Origin of the sequence: Exiguobacterium sp. MH3 (assembly GCF_000496635.1) — a bacterium.
In the GTDB taxonomy this organism is placed as follows: domain Bacteria; phylum Bacillota; class Bacilli; order Exiguobacteriales; family Exiguobacteriaceae; genus Exiguobacterium_A; species Exiguobacterium_A indicum.
In genome coordinates this window covers 1677976-1698513 of sequence record NC_022794.1, presented here as the reverse complement: position 1 = coordinate 1698513, position 20538 = coordinate 1677976, and the positions used below count along the sequence as shown (strand labels likewise).

33 protein-coding genes are annotated in these 20538 nt (G+C 47.0%); 22 read left to right on the top strand and 11 right to left on the bottom strand.

Translation table 11 applies throughout. The features are described from left to right. Positions 1–27 precede the first annotated feature (27 nt). Positions 28–657 carry a hypothetical protein gene (locus U719_RS09130; protein ID WP_023468475.1) on the top strand — a complete coding sequence of 210 codons (630 nt, stop codon included), beginning with the start codon at positions 28–30 and terminating at the stop codon, positions 655–657. Here U719_RS09130 and U719_RS09125 read toward each other — a convergent pair. Further along, positions 645–1499 carry a LysR family transcriptional regulator gene (locus U719_RS09125; protein WP_041255130.1) on the bottom strand — a complete coding sequence of 285 codons (855 nt, stop codon included), beginning with the start codon at positions 1497–1499 and terminating at the stop codon, positions 645–647. The two genes, U719_RS09130 and U719_RS09125, sit on opposite strands and share 13 nt — an antisense overlap. A gap of 136 nt (positions 1500–1635) precedes the next feature. Between U719_RS09125 and U719_RS09120 the strand changes: the two genes are divergently transcribed. The 3 genes from U719_RS09120 to U719_RS09110 are packed head-to-tail and all read left to right on the top strand — an operon-like array spanning position 1636 to position 2906. Continuing rightward, positions 1636–2001 carry a metalloregulator ArsR/SmtB family transcription factor gene (locus tag U719_RS09120; protein WP_023468474.1) on the top strand — a complete coding sequence of 122 codons (366 nt, stop codon included), beginning with the start codon at positions 1636–1638 and terminating at the stop codon, positions 1999–2001. Then, on the top strand, positions 1973–2479 hold the full coding sequence (locus U719_RS09115; RefSeq protein ID WP_023468473.1) for an SRPBCC domain-containing protein: 507 nt from the start codon (positions 1973–1975) through the stop codon (positions 2477–2479). Before U719_RS09120 ends, U719_RS09115 begins: the two co-directional genes overlap by 29 nt. Before the next feature lie 43 nt (positions 2480–2522). Continuing rightward, positions 2523–2906, top strand: a complete 384-nt coding sequence (locus tag U719_RS09110) for a DUF4362 domain-containing protein (RefSeq protein WP_158408699.1) — start codon at positions 2523–2525, stop codon at positions 2904–2906. Between the two features lie 48 nt (positions 2907–2954). Here the strand turns inward: U719_RS09110 and U719_RS09105 are convergent, their stop codons facing one another. Next, a complete protein-coding gene (locus U719_RS09105) occupies positions 2955–3590 on the bottom strand; it encodes a homing endonuclease associated repeat-containing protein (RefSeq protein ID WP_023468471.1) in 636 nt (211 codons plus the stop codon). A 183-nt stretch (positions 3591–3773) separates the two neighbouring features. On the opposite strand from U719_RS09105, the gene U719_RS09100 reads away from it, so the two are divergent. Next, positions 3774–4484: a class I SAM-dependent methyltransferase gene (locus U719_RS09100; protein WP_023468470.1), complete on the top strand. Its 711-nt coding sequence runs from the start codon at positions 3774–3776 to the stop codon at positions 4482–4484. Here the strand turns inward: U719_RS09100 and U719_RS09095 are convergent. Both U719_RS09095 and U719_RS09090 read right to left on the bottom strand, forming a co-directional pair. Next, positions 4473–5240, bottom strand: a complete 768-nt coding sequence (locus U719_RS09095) for a nucleotidyltransferase domain-containing protein (protein WP_023468469.1) — start codon at positions 5238–5240, stop codon at positions 4473–4475. The two genes, U719_RS09100 and U719_RS09095, sit on opposite strands and share 12 nt — an antisense overlap. 15 nt (positions 5241–5255) lie before the next feature. Beyond that, positions 5256–5612, bottom strand: coding sequence for a hypothetical protein (locus U719_RS09090; protein WP_023468468.1), 357 nt, complete (start codon positions 5610–5612; stop codon positions 5256–5258). Positions 5613–5686: 74 nt separating this feature from the next. Here U719_RS09090 and U719_RS09085 point away from each other — a divergent pair, with 74 nt between their 5' ends. From U719_RS09085 to U719_RS09065, 6 genes are read left to right on the top strand one after another with little or no spacing between them, the layout of a single operon-like run. Continuing rightward, positions 5687–6091: a MarR family winged helix-turn-helix transcriptional regulator gene (locus tag U719_RS09085; protein WP_023468467.1), complete on the top strand. Its 405-nt coding sequence runs from the start codon at positions 5687–5689 to the stop codon at positions 6089–6091. Continuing rightward, the gene (locus U719_RS09080) at positions 6072–6416 is read left to right on the top strand and encodes a DUF3147 family protein (RefSeq protein ID WP_023468466.1); all 345 of its coding nucleotides are present in this window, start codon (positions 6072–6074) and stop codon (positions 6414–6416) included. Before U719_RS09085 ends, U719_RS09080 begins: the two co-directional genes overlap by 20 nt. 16 nt (positions 6417–6432) lie before the next feature. Next, a complete protein-coding gene (locus U719_RS16490; RefSeq protein WP_051353608.1) occupies positions 6433–6612 on the top strand; it encodes a hypothetical protein in 180 nt (59 codons plus the stop codon). A gap of 3 nt (positions 6613–6615) precedes the next feature. After that, positions 6616–6888: a GNAT family N-acetyltransferase gene (locus tag U719_RS16630; protein WP_081706924.1), complete on the top strand. Its 273-nt coding sequence runs from the start codon at positions 6616–6618 to the stop codon at positions 6886–6888. 56 nt (positions 6889–6944) lie between these two features. Continuing rightward, the gene (locus U719_RS09070; RefSeq protein WP_023468465.1) at positions 6945–7160 is read left to right on the top strand and encodes a helix-turn-helix transcriptional regulator; all 216 of its coding nucleotides are present in this window, start codon (positions 6945–6947) and stop codon (positions 7158–7160) included. Then, the gene (locus U719_RS09065; RefSeq protein ID WP_023468464.1) at positions 7157–7510 is read left to right on the top strand and encodes a hypothetical protein; all 354 of its coding nucleotides are present in this window, start codon (positions 7157–7159) and stop codon (positions 7508–7510) included. The genes U719_RS09070 and U719_RS09065 overlap by 4 nt, the downstream gene beginning before the upstream one ends. A gap of 51 nt (positions 7511–7561) precedes the next feature. Here the strand turns inward: U719_RS09065 and U719_RS09060 are convergent, their stop codons facing one another. The 3 genes from U719_RS09060 to U719_RS09050 all read right to left on the bottom strand — a co-directional run bounded on the left by U719_RS09060 (position 7562) and on the right by U719_RS09050 (position 8765). After that, the gene (locus U719_RS09060; protein ID WP_023468463.1) at positions 7562–7906 is read right to left on the bottom strand and encodes a DUF1048 domain-containing protein; all 345 of its coding nucleotides are present in this window, start codon (positions 7904–7906) and stop codon (positions 7562–7564) included. Continuing rightward, positions 7903–8244, bottom strand: a complete 342-nt coding sequence (locus U719_RS09055) for a PadR family transcriptional regulator (RefSeq protein WP_023468462.1) — start codon at positions 8242–8244, stop codon at positions 7903–7905. Before U719_RS09055 ends, U719_RS09060 begins: the two co-directional genes overlap by 4 nt. Before the next feature lie 122 nt (positions 8245–8366). Next, complete coding sequence (locus U719_RS09050) at positions 8367–8765, bottom strand: VOC family protein (protein ID WP_023468461.1); 399 nt, start codon at positions 8763–8765, stop codon at positions 8367–8369. A gap of 137 nt (positions 8766–8902) precedes the next feature. Here U719_RS09050 and U719_RS09045 point away from each other — a divergent pair, with 137 nt between their 5' ends. Beyond that, positions 8903–9841, top strand: a complete 939-nt coding sequence (locus U719_RS09045) for a phosphotransferase (RefSeq protein ID WP_158408698.1) — start codon at positions 8903–8905, stop codon at positions 9839–9841. Positions 9842–9887: 46 nt separating this feature from the next. On the opposite strand, the gene U719_RS09040 is transcribed toward U719_RS09045, so the two are convergent. After that, entirely contained in the window at positions 9888–10751 is an 864-nt protein-coding gene (locus U719_RS09040) for an NAD(P)-dependent oxidoreductase (RefSeq protein WP_023468459.1), read from the bottom strand. Between the two features lie 6 nt (positions 10752–10757). After that, a complete protein-coding gene (locus U719_RS09035; protein ID WP_023468458.1) occupies positions 10758–10940 on the bottom strand; it encodes a hypothetical protein in 183 nt (60 codons plus the stop codon). A 100-nt stretch (positions 10941–11040) separates the two neighbouring features. On the opposite strand from U719_RS09035, the gene U719_RS16850 reads away from it, so the two are divergent. Then, a complete protein-coding gene (locus tag U719_RS16850) occupies positions 11041–11190 on the top strand; it encodes a hypothetical protein (RefSeq protein WP_023468457.1) in 150 nt (49 codons plus the stop codon). A gap of 44 nt (positions 11191–11234) precedes the next feature. On the opposite strand, the gene U719_RS09030 is transcribed toward U719_RS16850, so the two are convergent. Together U719_RS09030 and U719_RS09025 are read right to left on the bottom strand one after the other, a co-directional pair. Further along, entirely contained in the window at positions 11235–11933 is a 699-nt protein-coding gene (locus tag U719_RS09030) for a DUF3169 family protein (protein ID WP_023468456.1), read from the bottom strand. Continuing rightward, entirely contained in the window at positions 11930–12136 is a 207-nt protein-coding gene (locus tag U719_RS09025; protein ID WP_023468455.1) for a helix-turn-helix transcriptional regulator, read from the bottom strand. The genes U719_RS09030 and U719_RS09025 overlap by 4 nt, the downstream gene beginning before the upstream one ends. A 159-nt stretch (positions 12137–12295) precedes the next feature. Between U719_RS09025 and U719_RS09020 the strand changes: the two genes are divergently transcribed. From U719_RS09020 to U719_RS08980, 9 genes are all read left to right on the top strand, one after another. After that, positions 12296–13891: a M3 family metallopeptidase gene (locus tag U719_RS09020; protein WP_023468454.1), complete on the top strand. Its 1596-nt coding sequence runs from the start codon at positions 12296–12298 to the stop codon at positions 13889–13891. Positions 13892–13949: 58 nt separating this feature from the next. Next, entirely contained in the window at positions 13950–14390 is a 441-nt protein-coding gene (locus tag U719_RS09015) for an NUDIX domain-containing protein (RefSeq protein WP_023468453.1), read from the top strand. Between the two features lie 96 nt (positions 14391–14486). Continuing rightward, positions 14487–15188, top strand: coding sequence for an ATP-binding cassette domain-containing protein (locus U719_RS09010; RefSeq protein WP_023468452.1), 702 nt, complete (start codon positions 14487–14489; stop codon positions 15186–15188). Then, entirely contained in the window at positions 15185–15955 is a 771-nt protein-coding gene (gene fetB / locus U719_RS09005; RefSeq protein ID WP_023468451.1) for an iron export ABC transporter permease subunit FetB, read from the top strand. Before U719_RS09010 ends, fetB begins: the two co-directional genes overlap by 4 nt. 10 nt (positions 15956–15965) lie before the next feature. Then, the gene (locus U719_RS09000; RefSeq protein ID WP_023468450.1) at positions 15966–16388 is read left to right on the top strand and encodes a cytidine deaminase; all 423 of its coding nucleotides are present in this window, start codon (positions 15966–15968) and stop codon (positions 16386–16388) included. Positions 16389–16484: 96 nt separating this feature from the next. After that, positions 16485–17234, top strand: coding sequence for an ABC transporter ATP-binding protein (locus U719_RS08995; protein WP_023468449.1), 750 nt, complete (start codon positions 16485–16487; stop codon positions 17232–17234). After that, on the top strand, positions 17231–19675 hold the full coding sequence (locus U719_RS08990; RefSeq protein ID WP_023468448.1) for an ABC transporter permease: 2445 nt from the start codon (positions 17231–17233) through the stop codon (positions 19673–19675). The genes U719_RS08995 and U719_RS08990 overlap by 4 nt, the downstream gene beginning before the upstream one ends. A gap of 29 nt (positions 19676–19704) precedes the next feature. After that, a complete protein-coding gene (locus tag U719_RS08985; protein ID WP_023468447.1) occupies positions 19705–20022 on the top strand; it encodes a hypothetical protein in 318 nt (105 codons plus the stop codon). Between the two features lie 31 nt (positions 20023–20053). Next, positions 20054–20524, top strand: coding sequence for a hypothetical protein (locus tag U719_RS08980; RefSeq protein WP_023468446.1), 471 nt, complete (start codon positions 20054–20056; stop codon positions 20522–20524). The last annotated feature ends 14 nt before the right edge of the window (positions 20525–20538 follow it).

Sequence of the window (20538 nt, the reverse complement as noted above, 5' to 3'; positions counted from 1 at the left end):
GGTAAAATATTGAAAAGGAGGGATGAGATGAAGCGTGGTTTAGTTGTGACATTATGTATAACACTCGTGAGCCTTGCTGCTATTCAACTAGTCGGTACAGAAGTCTATCGTTATTTCTTTTATGATCCGGCAACCTATCAAGCCCGATTTATGGTTGATGGAGGCGGGAAAGAAGAAGGAAAACCGACCAAGCAAAAAATGGACATCCAAAGCGGGGGATTTGCGGATAAGGATGCCTTAGGTGTTGCTACCTTTTACGGCGTCATCGGTCTTGTCATACTACTGATTGTCATCTTTAGTGTGCGTTATTTCTTGAAGCGTTTGCGAAAACGACGCAAACGAGAGAATGTAATCGACGATTTAATGCAGCCGCCGCCGGTGTTTTCCCCAAATCGTTCGACACGACAAACACTTGTTGGTGAAGAATCAGAGTCAGAGATTCGCCGTCTGTTACAAACGTTCGATCGGCAACTGACACGACAAAAACGCCGCCGCTCCGAAGAGACGGTCGGCGAATGGTTACAACGGATTGATGTCACGCTTGATCCATCGATCTACCATCTCGTCCGGTACGGTGACACACCGGATTCGGCGATTTCACAAGATCAAGTCGATGGGCTGAGGCATGAACTACAAGTGCACCTTCAGCGCGACTGACCAAGTAAATCAAGCAGAATCGCATGATGAGAGACGTCCCGTGAGACGAGTGACAATTCACGGACGACATCAAACCCGTCGACCGGTAACGTCTTGATTTCTGGGGATAGTCCGTCTTGGAAAATCTCCGGCAACAGGGCAATACCGAGCCCTGCACGGATGAAACCGAGGACGCTTGAACCGAATTCCATCTCGTTTTCTGCTTGGTAGACGGCACCTCGCTCGATGAACGCGTCCTTTAGGATGTTCGTTGAATCGCAATCGATCGGAAGCGACAAGAAAGAGGCGTCACGAATTTGCTCAAACGCCACAGACGTACAGCCTATAAATCGTTCGTCGTCTTGATGGACATAAAGTAAAAAGTTCTCCGTATACAAATGCGTTGTATGATACGGATGGACATGGTGACGATCGTCGAGTAAGACAGCATCGTATCGGCGTTCTTCAAGACCTTGCATCAAATCGATCGTCGTATGCGCCGTCTTTAATTTGAGATCCGGGGCCGTCGCTTGACGCGAGACGTGACGCGGGAGATACGTCATCGCGACGCTTGGCCATGATCCGAGCGTCAGGGTCGTCCGTTCGTCGATCGTACCGATCCGTCGTTTCATCTGATCGATCCGGTCAAGCAGTTCACGGCTCTCTTCAAAGACGATTTCGCCAGCTGTCGTCAACGTGACACCATGTGCCGAACGGTGTAACAGCGAGACGTCGAGTGCACTCTCAAGGCTTTTGATTTGTTTACTTAACGCCGGTTGCGTCATATGCAGTACTTCGCTTGCTTTCGTCAGGCTACCGGTCTCCGCGGTGACGAGGAATGCTTCCATCCATTCGGTCTTCATTGGTTCACGCTCTTTTCATACAGGTTGTCTAGAACGTACGTCATTTGAACGCATCTGACAATCATTTTGCACTTTTTATATTCTTGGTTTGGAATATTCTAAAATGGGAATATACAAAATAAAGAGGTGAACGGATATGAACGATCGGATACCAATACGATTCTCAGCACTCGGAGACGCGACACGGCTCCAACTTATTGAAGCGTTACGAAACGGTCCTCGCTCCGTCAATGAGTTGGCTGAACAACTACACTTACGCCAACCGCAAACCTCGAAGCATTTGAAGCTGTTGCTTGACGCGGAACTGATCACTGTCGAACGGCAGGCGAATCGTCGCCTGTATAGCCTTCGCCCAGAAGCGTTTCGAGAGCTCGTCATGTGGAGCAACTCGCTTGCGCAAATGGAAGCCCGTATGCATCGTCTAGACGCACATTTGAAGCAGATTCAGTCGAACGTGAAGGGAGACGGGACGAATGAAAAAGGAATTGAAGACCTCGATTGAGGGGAAGACTTTACGAATGGAATGGACGTGCGAGGCGCCACGAGATAGCGTCTTTGCTGCATTCACAGAAAAAGAGCAGCTTGAAACGTGGTGGGGTCCGGAAGGCTGGGAAACGACGATCAAGACGTTTGAGTTTCAACCGGGTGGCGTATGGCATTATTGCATGCGCTGTGTTGATCCGGCGCAAGGTGACTTTTATGGCATGGAGTCGTGGGGGAAAGCGATTTTCAGACACATCGATGCTCCGAACACGTATAGTCATGCCGATTATTTCTCGGACGCGTCAGGGGCGATCTCAGAACATTTACCAGGAAGCGAGAATGTCACGACATTCCTCGACCACGGGGAGACGACGTTGATCGTCTTCGAGTCGACCTATGAGACAGAAGCAGCCGTGCAAGAAGTGCTCGGTATGGGGATGAAGGAAGGCTTTACGTCGCAACTGCATCGCCTTGATCGCTTATTAACGAAACGTTGAGAAGGAGTCGGTAAGGATGCGGAAGCTCAGTCTTATAGTATGTATGCTTTGTTTAGCCGGTTGCGGAAAGTATACGATGGAAGAGGCGAAGGAGAACGGCGACATCATCGTCCAGAAGGATGTTACGAACAGCGACCGATTCGAGTCCTTTTTAAAGAAGTCAACGCAAGGCAAATCAGATCAGATTCGCATCACGGCATTTACGACTGAAGGAGACCCAGTATTGTATGACGTCAAGTATGACGGAAAGTCGTATCAATACACGTCTGATTCATCGCGTGATCAATTCGGTACAACAGACGATGATCGTAAAAACGAAGTCTGTAAGAGACTCGTCAAGACAAGCGAGAAGGAACAGTCGGTCTATACGTTACGCCAATGCGCTGAAGGGGCGGATCATGAGCTCTTACGATTGCTAAAACAATAATCAAAAAGGATCGTGTCCCGTCGAATCAATCAGCGGGCACGATCCTTTTTATTCGCTGTCGAGACGACGCAAGGCTTCGCGCCAACTGGAGAAGCGTTCAATCAACAACGTCAGTGAAGGTGCTTGATGCGCACGCGCCCACTTAGCATATTGTTGACTCGTCAGAAGTGGTCCATGTGTGGCTGCAGCTTGTTGAAGAGCGTCTAAGCAGTCTTGATCGGTGAAGAAGCCGTTCGAGGTGAGGTCGAAGTGCGCTAAGGCATTTTTCCACGTGCCGAAACGACGAATGATCGTATTTGCGCTTAGCATCTCTGGGTGTAAATCTCGTAATTCTGTGTAGGAGCGAATCGTCATGTTCGTTCCTTTTTGTGCGACATAAAAGGCGACGCTCTCTTCGATCGACCACCGTTTCGTTCGCTTAACCGCGGCGGGACGGTTTAACGTCATGCGTTCTTTCGTCGATAAATGGGAAGTCTTGACGATTCCAGCTCGTTCTAACAGGTGTGCCCACGAACCGAATCGGGCATTGATCTCTTCAAGAGAAGGATAAGGAAGTTGAGCTGCTAACTTTTGATAATGGGTAGCTTTCATAGGTGAATGGTGCATTTGATGAAGACCTTGAATCAAGCGGATGATCTTCTCATCCGTTGCTAAGGTGGAAGTGGAAGTCGGATGTTGACGCATGCAAGATATCTCCCTTTTGAATGGTTGTTTCAATTAAAGGCTAGTGTAGCATGGGCGATTGCGAGAACATACTAACAATATCGTAAGGTAAGAAAAATAGCGCATTTTCATCCGAGAAATACAGGAAAATAAGAGGTTGAACACGAATACAATATTATAGAAGAAAAGAGGGGGAACTGATCAATGACAGAAACACAGACGATTGATACGATGGAGGATATTTTAAAGATGCTTGATGCGCGATTGCGTGAACCAGAACCGTTTTGGGACAAGTTTTATGAAGATCGGACGAAACCGATCCCGTTTTTTAAAAACATTCCTGACGAGAACTTAGTTCGCTACGTCGAACAGGGCTGGATCTCGCCAGGTGACGCGTTAGATCTCGGAACAGGACAGGGGCGAAATGCGATCTATCTCGCAGCACACGGTTTCTCGATGACAGGACTGGATCTCTCATCAACCGCGTTAGAATGGGCAACGGAACAAGCACAACAGACTGGAGCGCACGTTGCGTTTCGAAAGCAAGATTTTCTAGAGACGACAGAACAGAATACATATGATTTCATTTACGATTCAGGCTGTTTTCACCATATGGCGCCACATCGACGTTTGACCTACGTGACGCGAATGAAGGAGATGTTGCGACCAGGAGGATATTTCGGATTAACGTGTTTTGTTGCGGGCGGTCCGCTTGGCGGGGCGACGTTGACAGACTGGGAAGTCTATCAAGAAAATAGTCTCCAAGGCGGACTCGGCTATACGAAAGAGCGATTACTCTCCATATTCGATGCATTCGACGTCATCGAACTAACGGAAATGAAACCCGTCGACAATCCAGAGGCATTATTTGGTCATGCTGGACTGTGGACTGGTCTGTTTCGATTAAAGAATTGATTCGTCCGGCATTCGAGACGCGAACCAGTCCACAAAGTAGTGGACATCTTCTAGCGAAACGATTTGGTCTGTATCGTATGCGGCGAACAGTGACAAAAAGCGCGGTTCGTCAGGGAAATAATGAAGCAGGATCGGGCGGAGTGTCTCGAGGTCATGCACGAAGCTTTGATCTTCCTCTAAGATGAGGTGATAGGCGCTCCGAACAATCCGTTTCACGATCGAATCCGAATCAAGCAAGGTGACTTGCCCTTTCTCTAGACGTGATAGATCAGACCTCAACTGCTCGGATAGCCCACTGTTTAATGCGAAGCCAAGAGCGCGTGTCGGACGAAGGGACGGAAATCGACTTTGGAGATTTTCGCCTGCCAGAAACAAGTTGACGGATTTCAACCAGACGCCCCAACGAAGTGCTTCGTCATCCCGTATGACGTCGCCAAGCAGACCGATGTCATAATCGATTTTGGTGACGAATGGATAGTCCTTCAACCAGTCTTCTGTCCGTTCATCTAACTGCATGTGTTCTTCTTCCGTCAACGGCTCTGTCAAAATCAGTGTAAAATCGAGGTCGGATTCAAAGGAACGCGCCGTTCCTTTGGCGACGCTGCCATACAAGTACACGCCATGAAACGCGGATAAGGTTTGTACATAGGCGACGACGTCCTGAATCACGGCACGATAACGGACAGGAATCGCTTCAGCGGAAGTTGGATTGTGGATGTAGCCATTTTTCGTGCCCAATGTCGTTGGATACTTCATCTGTCTTCCTCCTCCTCATCCTTCAGGGATGGATTGATAGCGATACCACTTCTTGTTTCGCTGCACATATAAAAACATCGTATCATCTTTTTCTTGATAGATGACCGTACCGCTCTTAAGACGAGTTGCCATGCCGTCCTTGAGCGTCTTTTCGGATGCTATTTTTTGGACACGTGGACCAGGAGTCAAAGAAAGACTCGAGACGGTTACTACCTGATCTAGTCGGTACACGCGATCGTTCAAGCGGATGACGTCTTGATCTTGTTCAATGGCTTCCGCCGCGATGAGGTCCGTCGTTGTCATCGTCGTCTCCGCTAAGCATCCACTGAGAAAAAGAATGACCAATACGATAGTAGCTAACACTTTTTTCATGAAAATACCTCTTTCTCTGGTTATATATCGTAATTTACGATATATTCGGATTATACGATATAAGGGGGAGCATTATGATTTCAGCTGATTTTGCAAAAATTTATTATCAATTACATCCACGGTTCGAAGAAAACCTGTCTCACCAAAGTGTGCGTATTTTGCAATACATCCAATTTGCGATGAATCCGACGATCAAGCAGATTGCCGAGGCATTTCGCCTCTCACATAATACGACGTCTGAGCACGTCAAAAAGTTGGAGGGATTAGGCTATATCGAAAAAAAACGGAATCCAGAAGACCAGCGCCAAGTGACAATTGGTTTGACAGACTTGGGGGATACAATCGTTCGTCGTCATACGGAACTCGATCCTGAACGGTTAAATCAAGTCCTTGCTACGATGTCAAAAACAGACCAACAGGCGATTGAACAGGCGTTTCGATTGTTGCGGGAGGCGGCAGATGACTACTTTTCTCGTTAAAGTGCTGTCGAGCGCACTGGTCATCGGTCTCGTCACGGAAGTCGCTCGGCGTTCACCGTCACTGGGTGGTGTGTTGTCTGCATTGCCCGTCGTCAGTCTGATCAGTTTTGCCTGGCTCGTTAAACAGGGAAGTGAACGGGCAGAACTGAGTACATTCTTAAAGAGTGTGTTACTCGGATTACCAGCGACGTTCTTATTGCTTGCCGTCTTATATGGATTGATCCGCTTAGGTATTCCTGTTTTTTACAGTGTACTCGGTGCAACAAGTCTTTTTATCGTTTGTTGGTATATCCAACGTTACCTACAACAGTGGTGGCAAACCTAAAAAAGGAGACAAAGTAATGATAACCCTTCAAACAAAGCGATTGACGATTCATCCGTGTACAGCGAATGACGTGACACATTTACAACAACAGCACTACGATAACGGACCGGAAGTTCAGCAGCATTTGATGTCAATAGCGTCAGATTCCTCGCTATTATACTGGTGCAGCTGGTTCGTCATGACAAAGGATGGTTAAGTAATCGGGGATATCGGATTCAAGGGGAAGCCGGACATACGACAAGCGGTCGAAATCGGTTATGGTCTGTTACCAGCGTATCTCAATCAAGGGTTTGCGACGGAAGCAGTTCAAGCATTGATTGAATGGGCGTTTGAACAAACGGAAGTGACAGGGGTACTTGCGAAGACGGAGTCGACGAATCAAGCATCAATCCGAGTACTCGAAAAAGCGGGATTGATGCAGGTCGGGAGCGACAATCAATATATCATGTGGGAGCGTATGAAGAGGGTGTAAAGGAAACTTGACAGGTGGTATGTTATTTACATATAGTGGGACTACGAGGTGAAATCATGAAAAATAAGGTCAAGGAGATGCGCGAAGAACGAGGTTGGTCACAAGGCGAACTGGCAAAACGATTGAACGTGTCGCGTCAGACGGTCATTTCCATCGAAAAAGAACGGTATAATCCGTCACTCGACCTCGCGTTTTCACTAGCTGATCTGTTTGAACGGCGAATCGAAGACATCTTTACACCGAATCGAACGAACGAGGAGGGAATAGAATGAAGCGAGTCAATATGTTACTAGACATCATTTTAATTGGAGTAGGTCTGTACTTAACGATGACAGATCCGGCGGCTAAAACTCTCGGGATCATCCTCGTTTTAGCTGGCGTCACGTCACGTATCACAGGAACGGTATTCTCGCCAACGGAACCGTATGATGAGCGCCAAGGAATTGTTAAAATTCGTAGTGGACATATCGCTTATCTCGTAAGCATCGGATATCTTTTCTTGATCTTGATTCTCGTCAATCTGTCGATCATAAAAGACATTCAATTTGCTCTGTTGCTAGTATTAGGAGGGCAAATCCTGTTCTTTCCAATCGTATTAATATTTGTCAATCGACGGATTTGATGAATACAAAAAAAGGGATGTGTTTGACACATCCCTTTACTCCATACGTCATCATGAATTCTGACGAATGGTTTCATTCAATTTATGACGGTACGATGTTTGCCAAGACTGCTCGTCCTTCACTAACTCATCACAAAACGCAGCAACATCCTCTCCAGTGAAATCTGTCACTGGTTTTTGCTCGAAGGCGGCTTGTTCCATCAACTCGAGGACGACGGTCAGTACACGATGACTACTTTGCCAGCTCGTTAGTCCACCCGTGACATTTAAATAGCGTTGAATCGCTTGATAAGCCTCATAGTAGCGAGGAGGAAGAGATTTAGCCCGCTTCTCCATCGCCCGCCATTCTCGTTTAGCTTCCATACTACCGGTGATCCGCTCGAATATTCTCATCATCTCGTACTCCCTTCTTGTTTTAACTGCTGCAGTTCTTGCATTTTGTCAGATACGAACGCCCATTTTTCCCAAAAGATACGTAAACGATCGTGTCCTGCTTCGTTTAGCGTATAAAATTTTCGAGGAGGTCCCATTGTTGATGCTTTTTTTTCGATATGAACGAGCTGCTGCTTTTCTAAGCGCATCGTGATTGTATAGACTGTACCTTCCACGACATCTGAGAATCCGAGTTGACGTAACTGTTGAGTGATTTCATAACCATAAGTTTCACCGCGGCTGATGATCTCAAGTACACATCCTTCAAGTATACCTTTGAGCAATTCTGTGATATTTTCCAAATTATTCACCTCGATACTTAATAAATCAGCTACTTAGTATTAATGACTACCACTATATAGTAACACAAAGTACTGGTTTGGACAATATAAAAACCGCCTTATTATGGGCGGTTGAATCGAAATTAAGAGATTGCAAACGTATCCCGTAATTCGATGATTGTTCCTTCGGGTGCTTTTAATTTGCTAAGATGACCATCGACGACGAAGTAGATGTTTCCGCCGTGTTTCGGTAGGAAAGGCATCCCGAGTCGTTCGAGGCGTGCTACTTCTTCTTGCAAGTCGTCAACGTAAAGTGCGAAATGGACGGGACCAGCTGCTTGTTTCGTATAATCAGTGAACGGCTGACCCGATTTGGGTGTTTGCAATTCGATATAGAAGTCACCGAGACGTAACCAGCTGTTAAAGGCGCGGTCGTGAAAACCAGGTGACTCTTGAACGAGGGAGAATCCAAGTTGTTCATAAAAATGTTTAGACGCAGCATAGTCCGTCGTCTGAATGCAGATGTGATGAATTTGTTTCATACTAAAACCTTCCTTCGTGTTCAATGAAATCATGCAAAACTAGTGTAGCATTTCATGGATCGGTTGGAACGAACGAAATGGAGAATAGGATGCAACAAACGATGAATTTGATTTGTGAACGTTTTACAATAGGACAAATGATTAGCGAACCTGTACGATTGACTGGCGGACTCATGCATGAGACATGGCGATTACAGACGACGACTGGATCTTACGTCTTAAAACGATTGAATCCGGACATCATGCAACGCCCTGAAGCACGAAATAATTTTAAGATGTCAGAAGATGTCGCCGTGCAAGCGTCATTTCACTTAGCAGCATTACCGGCACGTCGCATCAAAGACCAAGCGGTACAAACGATTGACGGCTCGGATTACCTTTTGTTTGACTGGATCGATGGCAAGACGTTATCAACCGACCAGCTTCGATCGGCACATGCACGACAAATCGGAGTTCAATTAGGACGGTTGCATGGACTTACGGTAGCGACAACTGGTTTTTTAAAGCCGGATACCTCGAGTACTTCAATCGATTGGGACGGTCATTTAGAAGAAGGAAAACGGCAGCAAGCAAAGTGGCTGCAGCTATTCATGGAAGAGCAGGAACAGCTGCAACGAATAGAAAGATTAGCACAGGGAGCGCAAAAACAACTGCCAGTAGACTGGATCGTCAGTCATCGTGATCTCGATCCAAAGAACATCCTCTGGACACCAACGGGTCCAGTCCTGATTGACTGGGAGTCTGCGGGTCTGATCCATCGAGCCGTCGACGTGTTCGAGACAGCCTGTTATTGGTCGAAGCAGGAAAACAATACGTTTGACAGCGTTCGATTTAACGCATTTCTTGACGGTTACGCGACAAAACAACGTTTGCCTGATGTCGACTGGACGCACGTCATCGATAGCAGTGTTCAAGGAAAGCTAGACTGGCTGAATTTTAATCTCAATCGCTCACTTGGGAAAAGTGGAATCCTTGAGGCAGAACGAGTACTTGGAACAGAACAAATCCTTTTAACGATGAAAGAATTACGAGCGCACGACCGGAATCGCTGGATCAAGTGGATGTCGGTAAGATAAGCATAAAAAGAGGCACCGAATCACTCGATTCGATGCCTCTTCGTTATTAAAACGATTTGACCAACTGTTCAATAGTTGATTCAGGAGTACGAATCGGAACATATCCGAGTCGTTTGATTCGTTCGTTTGAGAAAGTAGCGCATTCCGCCGAACGATTCGGTGTTTGGTACGGCTTGTCACTTGCTGTGATCAACTTCATCCGAAAATCCGTCTCAGGTAGATTCGCATCAATCGCATTAAAGGTGTCCCCATTATGCGCATTTTTTGCGGCGATGACGATCATCTCGACTAGATTATCGGTATGGACCCACGGGACGACATCGTCCGGATGCACCCAGGTAATCACTTCCGCCTCCTTCATCCGCTCGACTTGACGATCCCCCCAGTAGGACTGCTTCTCGGCACAAATTGATCCTGGGCGTAAGATGATTAAATCGGAATTGGGTGTGTTTTCCTGTAACAGGCGTTCGGATTCCTGTTTTGTATGAATGTAGACGTGTTCGGACGGTAGGAGTGGTGACGTTTCCGTAAAATGTCCACTCACGACTTCGCCGTACACGGAAGTCGTCGAGATGTGAACGATGCGCTTGACACGAGCTTTTGTCGCAGCATCCGCGAGATGTTGTACACCTGTGACATTTGCTTCCTGTGCTAAATCGGGATCATCTCCGAGATAGGCAGCACAGTGAATCAACAGATCGACGCCTTGAAGTGCTGTTAGAAGCGAATCCGGATCACCGAGCTCACCGATGACTGCGTGGACATCTTTGAAAGCGTATTGATCCGCTTGTTCCTGAGAGCGATACAAACCGCGCACTTCACGCGCTTCTTCAAGAAAACGTCGCGCAACACGAGAGCCAAGCGTTCCGGTCATTCCTGTAACTAAAATCGTACTCTCTTTCAGATTCATGGATGCTTACCCCTTTGACTCTGTCTTTTCTGCGAAACACTGCTCACAAATGAAACGTCCTTCGCTTTTTAGGTATGCTTTGACTTCCGTCATCCCGCGATGTTTCGGATAGCGCATCTGGATGTAGACTTTTTCGTTTCCTTCAATCGTTTTGCCGCAATGCATACATGTCGGTTCTTTGCCGAACATCCTAACGCCCCCTATAAATTCATATCTTCTATCTTATCGTAAAGGAAAAACCAGGGTGTTGGAAGAATAAAGTAAAAAAGGAATCTAAAGGAGGGTTTCCATGATCTTCATTGCGATCTTTCTCGCCGTTGGTGGAGTCGTCTGGTTCATTTCAGCGCGGAGTCAATCGAAACATCGCTCGCTCGACGATCAGGAATATACACTGAACCAGCATGATGTCCATCAACAACAAAATCATCGTGATTTTTGAAGGCATGTAAAGGAGCATCCAGTCCATTGACTGAATGCTCCTTTTTAGCGATTGCGTACATGGAGAAAATATTTTGCGTTGCTCCAGATCAAGGCGATAATCAATAAGCTGATTGCAAAGATCTGAGACTGACCGGTCTCATACGAATACACGACCAATACGACGATAATCCCCATCAATAGGAGTTGCAAAGAAGACTGTGAACGGATGAGTCCCTCTAACATGACGTGACGTTCGCCGTCATCTGAAGCAGCGAACAGCTTTTTGATATAGTTTGTTTCCGAGTACTTCGGGAACTGACGGTCCGGATATATATGATGCATGAGATTAAGATAAAAAACAGAGGCAAGACTACTGATGATAAAAAAGAGTCCGATCAGTATCAAATGAAGTCCGAACTGGTTTTCAATGATGCTAAATGATGCGAGCCCGATGCTGAGAAGAGTAGAAACCTGAACCATCATCATGCCATCTGCATAGTATCGATTCAATTGATCATCGATTGCGTCCTCTTCGTCGGAAGAAACAGAGTGTTGAGTTAATTGGCGAATTTGCAAATAGCGTACGATGTAACTGAGAGTCAAGATCGTCAAGATAACGAAAAGACCAATGAATATGTAATCAAGATAGAGCGATCGTTCAAACTGTGACAAATGGGTATTTTTTAGGACAAACATGACGAAATAACTGCTGATGCCACCGAGTAATGCTGCGATGATGACCTTGACTGCTTCCTTGTTCATGTTAATTCCTCCTCATCGAAATAAAAGATATCTTCTAGCGGCGTATCAAACACACGAGAAATTTTGACAGCAATCAATAGCGACGGCATGAATTCTTCGCGTTCGATTAAGCTGATCGTCTGGCGCGAAATGTTCGCACGCCGTGCTAGTTCAGACTGATTCCACCCGTGACGGGCACGTAATTCTTTTAACCTGGATTTCATATGGGGATTCACCTCCTATATAATGTAACTTATCATTGTCTTTATGACAACGATAATAGTCAAATAAGACAATATAATAGTCATTTATTCGTAAAATAATCATATCGTTGGCATAAACTGTATACTGGAATAAGTTGAAAGGAGATGTGAAATCCGTCGATGAAATCTCAGTCATCTGTAAATAACGTTATTTATCATGATGAGAATGTTACGCACCAGATTGCTTCGATTCTCCAAATGGAAGAGACATTGCTCAAACAAAAAATCGCGTATCTCCAGGACGTCACAGACCCCGGTACCACTTCTGAATACGAACAAGGGCGTCAGCAGCTATCGGATAAGCTCGATACGTTGAGACGTTCCGTAAAAATGGATCTCGTCTCGCGTGATGACATCACACTTCGAACGAGAGCACGTTTTGAACAATCACTCAGAGCAACAAGTGTGACAGAAGAGGAAGCTTGTCTTATTCAAGACTATCTCCGAATTGAGGCGACGATGCTGACAAAATCGGGAGAGGCGGTTTCCGATCTGCATGCTGCTTTATTTGACGCGGATGAATCCACTCGAAAACAAGCGCTCTTATCGATTGAGGAAGCATTCCGCATGAAAGAATCCGTCATTCAACCGTTGTTTTCACGACTCGTTGAGTTACGACAAGCGCGTGCCACTGCAAGTGGTAAGATCGGATTCGAAGAACTAGCTTTTGCAGAACTCGGACGCGTCGATTATACGAGTCAAGATGTCAATCACTACGCCGCCATCATTCAATCCGAATTTCTACCGGTCAAACGGCAATTTCAGCGCGAACAACAAACGTTTCTCGGCAAACATGCGCTCCATCCGTGGGACGTCCGGCAATCGGCCTATACACAGATTGATCATCACGTGACCGATTCCGATACTTCATTCTTAGATCAGACTCAAGCCATCCTCAAGAGCGTTCACCCCTATTTTGCTGAAGTATTAAAAGACATGCGACAGATAAATCATCTCGATATCGATGCCCGGTCGAACAAAGCAGGCGGAGGGTTTTGTGAGTATTTACCGGTCGAACAACAATCGTTCTTATTCATGAATCGCATCCATACCTTCGATGATCTCGTCATCTTTATGCATGAGATCGGCCATGCCGTCCATCATGATGCGATGAAAGAAACGTACGACGGACTACAACCGATTCCGCTCGAAGTAGGGGAGTTCGCTGCCATGTCGCTCGAGTTGTTGACGATGAACGAATGGCATCAGGTGATTTCGGATAAAAAAGACGTTGCCCGGGCGAAACTGGAACAGATTCGTTCCATTGTCGAGTTCTTACCCGAGACGATCATCGTCGATCGTTTTCAATCATGGCTCTATGCTTACCCCGATCATGATCCGACAGAACGACATGCCTATTATGCCGATCTCCGAGAATCATACGATACGGACGTCATTGATTGGTCGGAAACACCCGATTGGAAAGGTCACGCATGGATGAGTGTCATCCATCTCTTTGAGACACCTTTTTATTACATCGAGTACGCGATTGCTCAAATCGCCGCTCTCCAGGTTTATCACCGTTTCACGAAAGACCCTGACCAAACGCTGAAAGATTTCATCGCAGCTTTAGCGCTTAGTCAAACCCATTCGATCCAAACCGTCTATGCGAGAGCGGGCGTATCCTTCTTACCAAGTGATGCGGAAATGAAAGAGTTGATGGCGTTCCTACAGGGTCAAATTGAAATTTGGACAAATGAGCTAGAAAAGACATAATAAAAACAACACGCTTTGATCAGAAATAGCAGATGTACAAAACGATAGGAGGACGAACATGAATATCCGTAAAAACATCGTCTATGCGACATTATTTAATGAAACCGGCGATCAATTATTGATGGTCGAGAATCGTGGCGATCACGGTGACTACTATACATTGCCCGGTGGGACAGTCGAGCGCGACGAAACGCTACATACGGCAATCACGCGTGAAGTTCTGGAAGAGACAGGATTTACAATCATACCAAGTGACATCGTCCATCTTGCAGAAGCATTCTTCCCGCAAGCGGGGGAACATTGTCTCTTTTTCTTCTTCGCGGGAGAAATCACTTCCGGTCAATTAAAGACGAATGTTCCAGAAGAAATTTCCGGACTCGTCTGGATGGATCGTGAAGAAGCGTTCAAACACCTCAATTTACCGGAAGCATCAAAAGAATCGCTCTTTGCTGGTCGAACGGTACCTTATGATTTTGCCGGAGAGATCATCCACTCGTAAGGAAGTGTCGCTTGACGTACTAACGTGACGGATTTTCGGGTACAACACTACAGGAGCATTACCCGAAACTTGTAGAAAGTCAGGTGAACACACGGTATGTCGATTCTTACGTTTCACGAAGTCAGCTATCAACACATCTTACACGAAATAACAGGTGAGTTCCGCGAAGGCGTCATTACGACGCTCGTCGGACCGAGTGGTGCCGGGAAATCGACGACATTGAAACACATCAATGGATTAATTTCTCCCGATCGCGGCGAAATTCGTTTTCGAGGCGAACCACTTGAGCAGATGAATCTGCTCGATGTCCGCAAAAGGATCGGAATGGCGTTCCAAAGTGCGCCGATGATTCCAGGTACCGTCTACGATAATATCAATTTACCGAAATCGATCTTCGGTGAATCGTTACCGCGCGAAGAGGCGGAATGCTTGCTACAACAAGTTGACCTATCCGTCGAACTTGAGCGACCGGTCAAAGATTTGTCGGGTGGTGAACGAAGCCGACTTGGAATCGCGCGGACACTTGTCAATCGACCGGACGTCCTGTTGCTTGACGAAATTACGGCAAGTCTCGATTACCGGATGGTACAGGAGATTGAGAAGCTGATTCTTGATTTACAGCAGAAGTTACAGACGACGATCATTTGGATTACGCATGACTTAGAGCAAGCCAAGCGGGTCAGCGACGACGTCTGGTTTTTAAAGGAAGGACGATTGATCGAGTCTGGTGCATTCAAGGAACTCGTTTCAAGTGGTCAAGCAGAGACACAAGCGTTCTTGAAGGGGGAATCGGTATGAGTTACCTCCAACTGGCAACTTCGCTCATCTTTATTTTGATCCCCCTCGTCTTAGCGCGGACGTTACGGCTTGGTCTAGAGAAGGACATCCTCATCGCAACCGTTCGATCAATCGTTCAACTCTTGATCATCGGTTATATTCTGACGTTCGTCTTTGAAAGCGGCAGTCCAATTTTCATGTTACTCATGATTTTGTTGATGATCGGTGCAGCGACACTGAACGTCATCCGTAAAGGGGACGGGATTCCCGGGATCCAGTGGATCATCTTGTTGACATTAATTGCGGTCGAAGCATTGACGATGGGGATTTTGCTCGGGTTACGAATCATTCCGTTCGAAGCCCAGCAAGTCATTCCAATCAGCGGGATGGTCATCGGAAACTGTATGATCTTGTCTTTATTGTTTCTCAATAAGTTCAAGGACGAGGTCGAACGAAGCGACGAGGTCATCGAACTGATTCTTTCACTCGGTGGAGATGCGAAGACAGCGATTGATACGAGCTTAAAAGGCGCAATCCGGACAAGTATGATTCCAACAATCGAAGCGCAAAAAACGATGGGGCTCGTCCAACTGCCAGGGATGATGAGTGGGTTGATCATCGGTGGCGCCGATCCAATGGAAGCGGTCCTTTATCAACTATTGATTCTATTCCTGATCTTGACGACGGCGGCGATGGCATCGGTCCTCGTTGGTTTTCTATCCTACCGTCGACTATTCAATGAAAAAGCACAATTCATCGGTTTGACCTATAAGAAAAAAGACACGTAAGGAGCACATTATGCAGACTTATCCGATTACAGAAGCCGACCTGCAACTGGTCGAACGAGCAACTGAAACGATTCAAAGCCGTTACGCCGACGATAAACATCACGTCGCAGCTGCGTTGCGGACAAAAGATGGCGCGACGAAAACGGGTGTTCATGTCGAAGCCTATATCGGACGGGTGACGGTGTGCGCGGAAGCCATCACGATCGGTTCCGCCATCACGGATGGATTGACGGATTTTGAGACGATCGTCGCCGTCCGACATCCCTATTCGGATGAGGCGGACCGAACGATTCGTGTCGTCAGTCCGTGCGGCATGTGTCGCGAATTGATTTCCGACTATGCACCGGACGCGTTTGTCCTCTTGAATCTTGACGAAGAATTGACGAAAGTCCGGATTGCGGATTTGATTCCTTTGAAATATGTTCGACAATAACCAGTAACTCCTCGTCGTTTGGATGAGGAGTTTTTTGCATTTACTTCTAAATAATCCTTATTATGGTTATGATAAAGACGGAATAACTAAGGAGGGATGCGTGTGTCAGCTTTATTAGAAGTCGAACGGTTATCAAAAACTTACATACGTGGAACGGAGACGATCCATGCATTGAAGCAAGTCAGCTTTACGTTAGAGGAAGGAGGGTTCATCGCCATCATGGGCACGAGTGGCTCCGGGAAAAGTACACTGTTGAATATCCTGGGAGCGCTTGACGCACCAACCGGCGGAACGTTGACCTTAAAGGAAAAACGGCAACGCGACATCTTCACTGAACCTGCTGCGACGTTATACCGACAACAGCAAATCGGGTTCATCTTTCAATCGTTTCATCTGCTCGATGATTTGACAGTTCAGGAGAACATCGCTTTACCATTGATGCTGAAGGGGATGGATGATAAAACGATCAATCAAGAGGTGGACACTTGGCTCAAGCGAGTCGGACTGACGAAGTGGAACAATCATCGACCGCAAGAGCTGTCGGGTGGACAACAACAACGTGTCGCCATCGCACGTGCCTTGATCAGTCGACCACCGATCATCTTAGCGGATGAGCCGACGGGGAACCTCGATTTCAAGACATCTGCTGAAATCATGCAGTTACTTCAAGAACTCAATCGCGAACAATTAACGAGCATCCTGCTCGTGACTCATGATGCGACCGTAGCTGCTCATGCGAAACGTGTGCTGTATTTCCATGACGGACAGATCGTTGCCGATCAGCTGTCAACCGGAGACGTGGCGCCGATCTTAGAGACATACGAGCAATTCGTGGGGGCTGTATGAAACGACAACATCTCTTCCGTCTTTCCCACCGACTGTACCGTAAAAGTCCGATGATTTTAGTGACCTCAATCGGAAGCGTCATGATTTCGATTGGTCTTGTCTTGACGATGGTCATTTTTTTATTACATAATCAAGCCGCTATCGAGACAGATCGTGTACAAAGATATGGTCAAGTCGATCTGACGGTCAAATATACACCTGAAGACGAGCGGACGGATCAGTCCGTGTTTGAGCAACTTAAAAAGGATCACGATGTCTTGGGCGCAGAGTCGATCATACAGACGACAGCGCGCGTAGCTGGTCAAACGATGGCCGACGTGGAGACGATAGGAGTTCATTCGGATGCCCTGACGAAAAGTCGGTATCATTTCACGAACGATTTGAAACAGGGAGAAGCGATCGTGTCAGCTAGACTCGCGACGTCGCTTGATCGTAGTGTCGGGCAAACGCTTCGCGTCGGAGAAGCGACGTATCGAATCCGTGAGATTTTACCAAGTGCGACAACATCTGAAGCTACGCAAGATCAAGTCTTTCTTTCGTATGCTGATCTGAAGAAGTATCATCCGATCGAAACGAAAGCCGTCTTGCTCAATCTAAAAAAAGAGGCGGATCTCGTCCACTATGCCGATACACTCGTCAAAGCGAATCCGAAGCTCCGGATTGAACTTTCGGAAGGGCAAACGCTCTCACCGGCGCTGAACGGTTACATCGGAATCTTGTCAGTACTGATCCTTGTCGTGTCCGGCTTCATCTTGATGGCGAATTTCGACTTGTATTTACGTAAACATGCTGTCCAATTTGCCATCATGCGGACGCTTGGGGCGACGACACGGCAACTGTTTCAGCTGTTCTTCGTTCAATCTGGATTGATTGTCTTAGCGGGCATGGTGCTTACGATTCTAGGCAGTATTTGCTTCCCGTTACTCGGTCAACTCGTATGGCCGACAGAGGGTAAAATGATTGTCTCCCTCATGATCGAACAGGGAGCGTTCTTGGTGCTCGTAACGTTCGGTAGTGCTTTGTTGATTCTGCTGTTGCTCGCGAGTACGGCTTACCGAAAACGGGATGTGTTACCACTCCACGTCTTGCGAGAAAATCTGAAAACGGCGTCACGACCGACCCGGCGAAAACGTCTCGTCCTGTTCAGTAGTGGATTGACCGTCAGTTTGGTGTTGTTCGCTGAAGTGATTGCCAGTACGGAGGGGGCACGGGCAATCGCCTGGCTCGGTGCAACCGTCGCCTTTTTACTGACGATGTATCTTGCGACGCCACTCCTCTTGAAGGGAGTGCTGCATCGAGCGGAACCGATCGTTCGTCGGTTAGCGGGACCGACAAGTTTCGTCGCCTTCCGGGGCGTGTTACCGCAACTTCGGAAAAATGCCTGGTTGATGCTGATTGTTCAAGTCTTGATGATCATCGTCGTCATCGGCTCGACGTTCCTTGAGACGGTGCAACAAAACGAACGGAAGTACATCATCAGCCAATATCCGACGGAGGTCGTCCTAAAGAGTCGTTTAGATGAAGGATCGCAAGGAGACCCGCTACAATTGATTCGGCAAATTGAAACGGACCTACCTGGCGCAAAAGCGACCTTCCTGTCGTCTCGAAATTCACTCGAATATCAATCGTCTCAAGAAGATGTCTCGATCGAATACGAAGTAACGGACTATCGTCGTCTTGACGTTTTAAAGGGAGAACAGACGAGTGACACAGAAGGAATCATCGTCTCACGTACCTTCGCTAAAAAACATAGTCTCGAAAAAGGTGATACGTTGCCGCTCGGGCGATGGGACGGGGAACAAGAACGAAGCGTTTCGGTCGGTCAATTCCGAATCGTTGGAATTGAAAAGAAGATAGCACCAGACGTCCTCGTGGATTGGCGGAACGAGCAACTGCGGCAACCAAACGATCACATCTTGAATGTCTTTATCGACGTTCCGTCCGAGTTAAAAAAGACTCAAGTGACCACAACATTATTAGAGATCACAGAAAGTTATCCGACATTGCAAGTGAATCGACTATCTGACGCGCTTCGCGATGCAAAGCAACAAACGACGGAACGCTGGTTCGTCTTCTTGATTGCGCTTGTCGTCATGAGTGGATCCGTCTGGTTCGGACTTGCGAACGCCTTACTCAGTTTCGTGAGTGGAAAACGAGGCGAGTATGCCTTGCTACGAACGATTGCGTTGACACGGAACAAGCTCCGGCAGCTGACACTCATTCAAATGCTCTTATTCGTTGGGAGTGGCATCACCTTTGGGCTGATTAGTGGTCTTGGTGCGACTTTCTTCGTGACACGGATCGATGATAGGGGGGCATTTTACTTTAACGTACCGACGATTGCCGGAACCATTGCCGGTTTGATAGTGCTTGTCCTAAGCATTGCTTGGTTCGTCACCCGACGAAAGCAGGAAAACCTCGTTCACGAATTGAAACAGTAAGTAAGGGCACGAGAACCGGGGGGATCGAAATGCGAAAAACGATCGGGGCGATTCTATTACTCATAGTAATTAGCGGTGTCGGCTGGTGGATGATCGCAGATGAACGGGATGCGACCTATGAACAGATTGTTGAAGTGCAAGTCGTAAGACACGTGACGAAGCAGTTCGGACGTGATGATATCGCGTCAGTCAAACCGTACTTCGTAGCGTCCGAATCATCGAAATCACGACGTCATCAGATTGCCGTTCAGCTGAAGTCGGCACCAACGGGAGAATACCGGATGTATCGTGTACTTCAAAATAAAGTCGAGTACATCGGTCGATCACGGACGGTTCGATCAGATTAAAAAGATACGTCACATCAGTTGGGGGATTTAGATGAAAACGAAAGCCGAGCGCATCGCGTTCATTCAAGAAGAAAAGCGTCAACTCGTCAAACCACGTTTATACAGCTCGTTGCTGTACGGCGTCAGTATCTTATTAGTCGTCGCCAATCGCGACGTGTACTGGCCATTGTTCTTTTTACTTGTAGCATTGGTCTGGATTGCGCGGATTCACTCGCAAGAAGTCGAACGTGATATGGCATTAACGGTAAAACCACAGATGAAAAAAATCATTCAATGGCAGTATGTGACTGATTTTTTGTTCGTGATCTTAATGGGATTATTTTTCCCACTGATCATCGTATTCGACTTGCCATTCTTCCTCAGTTTTGCCGTCTATGTCGTCCTTGCGATTGTTTTGCTCGTATCCGATATGTTGCTTGAACGAAACGGAAAACGTCTTGATGCTGAGCATCCGACGAAGAAGGAGTTAAGGACGTATCCGAAGTCGTGGAAAAAGATCTAATTCGTGGAGCCGGT